Consider the following 5,119-nt stretch of genomic DNA (forward strand, 5'->3'; position numbering starts at 1 on the left):
CTACACGCTCCCCCTCACGCTCCAGAGGTGCCTCGCGGCGGCCGATCCGAGCGATCTGAACCCCACTCGCACGACCGACCCGAGATCGCCTGTGAGCACAGTTCTCGGATTCTGAGCACCCGATTTTCAACAGACTTCTAGTTTCGGGTGAACTGGAGAGCGACGCGCCAGTCGAAGCCGCGAAGTGGCTCTGGTACCGGTATAACATGTCTCCAGGACTACGTCACGAGATTGCGTCGACGACCATCGAACGCGACGTCGGTCGGTTAGTTGAACAATGGTTCACGCGCGGCGTGGCGATAGTCTCCCCTTCGGGCATAGACGAGTTCCTCTCGGCTGAATTGTGAGGTGCCCCTAACGAGAGGCCGCCGCTCTCATGTGAGAACGGCGGCTTCCTGTTTAATCTGCCGAAGCGGTCAGATGAAGATCGACGTCTCGGCACCGGGGGGGATGGCACCGGCGGCACGGCCGCGGGCGAAGAGCTCGCGGATGGCGGCTTCGCCCTCGTCGCCCAGGTCCGACGAGAAGTGGTTGACGTACAGGTCGATGTGCTGCTGCTGGACGGCCTCTTCCATCTCCTGTGCGTTGGCGCGCACGTACTCGCGCGAGGCGTCCGGGTGCGCGAACGCGAAGTCCACCGAGCGGCGCACGCCGTCTTCCAGCGCACGCAATGCCGGCTCGCCCAGGCTGCGGCGCGCCAGGATGCCGCCCAGCGGGATGGGCAGCCCCGTCTCACGCTCCCACCACTCGCCCAGGTCGACGACCTTCACCAGCCCGTGCTGCGGATACGTGAAGCGCGACTCGTGGATGATGAGCCCCGCGTCAACCTCGCCGCGCTCCACGGCGGGCATGATGTCGCTGTATACCAGCTCCACGGGCTCGCCCAGCGCGGGCGCGAAGAGCCGCAGCAGCAGGTACGCCGTGGTGAAGCGGCCGGGGATGGCGACGCGCTTTCCCGAGAGGTCGCCCGCCTCCAACGGCTCGCGCGCCACGAGCAGGGGCCCGCACCCGCGCCCCAGCGCGCCGCCACTGCGCAGGAGCACGTAGTCGTTCAGCAGGTACGGGATGGCGCCGTAGGAGACCTTGGTCACGTCCAGCTCGCCCGCGCGCGCGAGCTGGTTCAGCGTCTCCACGTCTTCCAGGCGCTCCGTGAACTTCATGCCGCCAGCGTCGATGCGGCCGTGCACCAGCGCGTCGAAGATGAATGTGTCGTTGGGGCAGGGCGAGTAGCCCAGGGTCAGATCGGTCTTGCCGGTCATCTATCCTCCGGTCCTTCGGTAGATGTGTCGATGTTCCAGGCAGCGGCCACCACGCGCGCCGCCTTCTGCGCCGCGACGGCCGCCTCGCGGATGCGCCAGCGGCTCATGTCGCGGTCCTCCACGTGGTTGCTCACGGCGCGCAGCTCCAGGAACGGCACGCCGTAGATGGCGCAGACGTGCGCCAGCGCCGCGCCCTCCATCCCCTCGCACAGCGCGCCGAAGCGCCGCGCCAGCTCCTCGCCGCGCGCGGCGGTGCCGGAGCAGCACGACACGGTCACGAACGGGCCCACGCGCGTCGCGATGCCCGCCGCCTCCAGCGCCGCCCGCGCCGCATCCATCCGCGCCGGGTCCGCGGCGAACTCGTTGTAGCAGACGGTGTCGCCGCGCCGGTGCAGCGGGATGCCGATGGCTTCGGTAGATATCCAGCCGCCGGGCGCCTGCACACCCTCGTCTCCGTAGATGGCGGACGAGGCGAGCGCGACGTTCCCGATCTCCAGTCCGGAGCCGGGATACGCCCCCGCGATCCCGAAGCCGAGGACGCCGCGCACCGTCGCGCGCTCCAGCAGCGCGGTCACGGCCTGCGCGACATTCGTCTTGCCCATCCCCGCGGGCAGGAGCACGACCGGCGCGCCGTCCAGCCGCCCGCGCCACGCCCTCTTGCGCCCGATCTCCACCTCCGCCGCATCCACCAGCGCCGCGAGCAGCTCGCCGCACTCCTGCGGCACCGCGCAGATCAGCGCGAGCGGCTCACGGGCCGGGGCGGTGTTCACAGGCACGCCGGGGGCGGGAGATGCGGGGCGGGGAAGCTCAAGCGCGTCGCTGGGTTGCGGTAGATTCGGCAGATGCGTGGCGAGCCGCGAATCTACATCGCGCCGGATGCGCGGGAAACCCGCCGCGCCGCATCTCTCCCACGCCGGAGCCTGTCCGATCCGCGGCGGGCGCGGCAGATTGCCTCTCGATCACGCCGAACCCCCGCAGCCCCCGACCCGATGCGCCCGAAGAACCGCATTTTCTTCCTCGCCGTCTCCGCCGTCCTCGCGTCCGCGAGCGGGTGCGGGGCTCCGCGTGCCGTGCCTGCTCCCGCGCCTGCACCGGCACCCGCGGTGCACCAGGCGTTCGGGTACGCGATGGCGTGGACGCGCACGGCGGGCGTGGCGCTGCGCGGCGACTCCGGTTCCGTCGCCATCCCGTACGCGTCCATGCGGCTGGACGCGTACGACTCCGACTCTGCGTCCATCGCGGTGCGGTGCTGGGCGTGCCCCGGCTCGCCCGTGGGCCGGGTGGACAAGTCCGACGTCGTCTACCAGCCCAAGTCGCCCGCGGAGGCTGCCTCCGGCGACCTGGCCGAGTTCGTCCTGGCGGTCCGCGAGGCGGCGCGCAGGCACGACGTGGACGCGCTCCGGCCCGTCCTGTCGCCGCGGTTCGTGCATGCCACGGACGGGCCGGACGGGGTGCTGGAAGCGCTCGCCTTCTGGCAGTCGGAGGGCTTCCGCAGTCTGGACGCCGTGGTGGCGGTGCTGGACCGCGGTGTCGTGGAGGTGCAGGGGATGGGCGTGCAGGCCGCGCCGCCAGCGTACGCGCTGCGGCCCGGCTACGGCGCCCTTCGCGCCGGCTTCCAGCGCACCGGCGGACGCTGGCAGTGGGTCTTCCTCGTCCACAACGGCCCCTGATTCGAGCGCGCGACGTCCATCCGCCACGCATCACCCCGCCGCGCATCGGCCGAGACGTGTCCGTACCGCGCGTCGTCCGATGCATCGCAGAGGCACATCGATCAGATCGACCCTGCCGCATCTGCCGAGAACCATTGGAGAGCGATCGGCCGAACTCATCCGACGTGGTTCCGGGGATGCACATCTACCGACGCGCATCTCCCGATCTACGGCTTTCGCCGGGTGGGACAAACGACAGCGGGTCCCGGAGATCGTCTCCGGGACCCGCTTCGGTCGGTGGTGCGGTGTGGTGCCTAGCGCGCGGCCTCGTCGGCCGGGACGTCCTTGAGGACGAGGTGCGCGTAGCCGTTGTCCGGGTCGCCGCCCTTCTTCAGCACGCGATCCACGATGCCGGGGCCGCGGTTGTACGCGGTGAGCGCCAGGTGCGTGTCGCCGTCGTACTTGTCGATCAGCTCGCGCAGGTACTTGAAGCCCACGCTCAGGTTCACCTGCGGGTCGCGCAGGTCGTCCCTGGTGGTGCCCGGGCGCAGCCAGCTAGCCGTGGCGGGCATGAGCTGCGTGAGGCCGATGGCGCCCACGTGGCTGGTGGCGCTGCTCTTGAAGGTGCTCTCGGCCCGCACCAGCCCGAACGCCACGTCCGGGTTGATGTTGGACTGCACGGCCAGGTCGTAGATCTGCTCCGCCAGGTCGCGCGGAACGTCGTACGAGGCGTAGCGCTGCAGGTTCTTCTCGATGGTCGCCTCGCGCCCGGTGCTCTGCGCGTCGGCCACCTTCGCCTCCTCGCCCTGCCAGGCCTGCGCGACCGTCTGGTCGGTGAGCTTGGGCGTGGGCACCAGCGAGCCGATGATGTTCTCGTGCGAGGGCGGGTTGCGCAGCGCCGTGTTGTGGCGCGCGACCGCTACCGGCACCGCGGCGCCGGCGACGGCCAGGCCCACCAGCCCGTGGCGGACCGGGCTCTGCCGCAGCCGCTGGAACGCCGTGGGGCTCTTGCGGCGCAGCTGCGGCCCTTCGGTGCGGCGCTCGCCGCCGTCGTACGCGCGGCGGTAGCGCGGGGGGATGCGGGCTTCGGACGGCGCGCCGGCCTCGGCGGGCCAGCGGCGCACGGCGCGGCCGGTGGAGTGCTGGGGGGCGGCCGCCTGGCGGGCGCACTCCCAGGGTGGCGTCGAGCGTCTTTTCCTAGGCTGCATGGATCGCCCTCCTTGCTTCATCCGGCCGCAGCGTGCGCGGCCCGCAGGGTTGCCCGGCTGAACCGCCAGGGCGTAGCAGGATGCATGCCATGTGGACGTATGTTTCCGCCTCGGAGGCGCTCCCTGCCCGAATCCTCAATCTAACGCATAAGACGTTGGATAGCAATCATTTAGCATCATTGTGCGCACTGTCTCGCACCAGTGGGTTTGCTTGCCGGGCCGGGAATGCGAGGCGTCCGCTGGGTTCCGCGGGCGGGTCCGGTTGCGGGGCGCGGGGGCGGGGCGCATCTTCAGCATCCCGCCCGCAGGGCAGCTTTCCACACGCGTCCGGAGCCCCGTGCCGCCAGCGTCCCACCTCCGTCCACGCCGCGCCGCCCGCGCGGGAACGCCCCGCGCGTGAGGGTGAGCGACAGCACGCGCGTGGTCCTGGCGGTGGTGGCGGTGCTCCTCTGCTTCCTCCTGGTGCCGGGGTTGTACCGCTGGGCCGCCTTCCGCGACGAGCGCGCGCTGATCGTGCGCCTGCGCCGCGAGGTGGTGGACGCGGGCGCCGAGGTCACGCTCACCCGCGCGCAGATGGAGACGCTGCGCACCCACATCGAGGCCGCGGACTCGGTGATCCGCGGCGACGTGGACGCGCTGGAGCGCTATACCGCCATCGCGCAGAACGGGATGCTGCCGCCGCCCGTCTACCAGCGGTACGAGCAGCAGCGGCGCCGGTACGAGGAGCACCTAGCGGAGCGCGACGCGATGTTCGCGCGCCTCAAGAGCGTGCTGGTGCGCAACCACGCGTCGGTGGGCCGCTACAACCTGCTCTCGGACAGCATCCGCTCCCTCGCCGCCCGCATCGGCGACCCGTACTACCACGTCCCCCTCCCCGTGGAAGCCGCGGCCGAGCGGGGGCTGATCAAGATCCACTAGAAGTCTGTTGAAAAACGCTGCGCCTCAGGGTGTGAAGCGGTAGATTGAGGGAGCGAATCTACTGGTGAACTCCTCTTCTGCGTAG

5 protein-coding genes are annotated in these 5,119 nt (G+C 70.7%); 2 read left to right on the top strand and 3 right to left on the bottom strand.

The window, feature by feature from the left end; genetic code table 11:
• Positions 1-416: 416 nt before the first annotated feature.
• Positions 417-1,259 (bottom strand): 1,4-dihydroxy-6-naphthoate synthase, encoded by an 843-nt coding sequence (locus VFE05_16555; protein ID HET6231687.1) that lies wholly within the window; start codon positions 1,257-1,259, stop codon positions 417-419.
• Entirely contained in the window at positions 1,256-2,029 is a 774-nt protein-coding gene (gene mqnB / locus VFE05_16560) for a futalosine hydrolase (protein ID HET6231688.1), read from the bottom strand. The genes VFE05_16555 and mqnB overlap by 4 nt, the downstream gene beginning before the upstream one ends.
• Positions 2,030-2,248: 219 nt before the next feature.
• Here mqnB and VFE05_16565 point away from each other — a divergent pair, with 219 nt between their 5' ends.
• Positions 2,249-2,929 carry a hypothetical protein gene (locus tag VFE05_16565; GenBank protein HET6231689.1) on the top strand — a complete coding sequence of 227 codons (681 nt, stop codon included), beginning with the start codon at positions 2,249-2,251 and terminating at the stop codon, positions 2,927-2,929.
• A gap of 293 nt (positions 2,930-3,222) precedes the next feature.
• Here the strand turns inward: VFE05_16565 and VFE05_16570 are convergent, their stop codons facing one another.
• Positions 3,223-4,116 carry a lytic transglycosylase domain-containing protein gene (locus VFE05_16570; protein ID HET6231690.1) on the bottom strand — a complete coding sequence of 298 codons (894 nt, stop codon included), beginning with the start codon at positions 4,114-4,116 and terminating at the stop codon, positions 3,223-3,225.
• 402 nt (positions 4,117-4,518) lie between these two features.
• On the opposite strand from VFE05_16570, the gene VFE05_16575 reads away from it, so the two are divergent.
• On the top strand, positions 4,519-5,034 hold the full coding sequence (locus VFE05_16575) for a hypothetical protein (protein HET6231691.1): 516 nt from the start codon (positions 4,519-4,521) through the stop codon (positions 5,032-5,034).
• Positions 5,035-5,119: the final 85 nt, after the last annotated feature.

The sequence above is a fragment of the Longimicrobiaceae bacterium genome, assembly GCA_035696245.1.
Taxonomy (GTDB): domain Bacteria; phylum Gemmatimonadota; class Gemmatimonadetes; order Longimicrobiales; family Longimicrobiaceae; genus DASRQW01.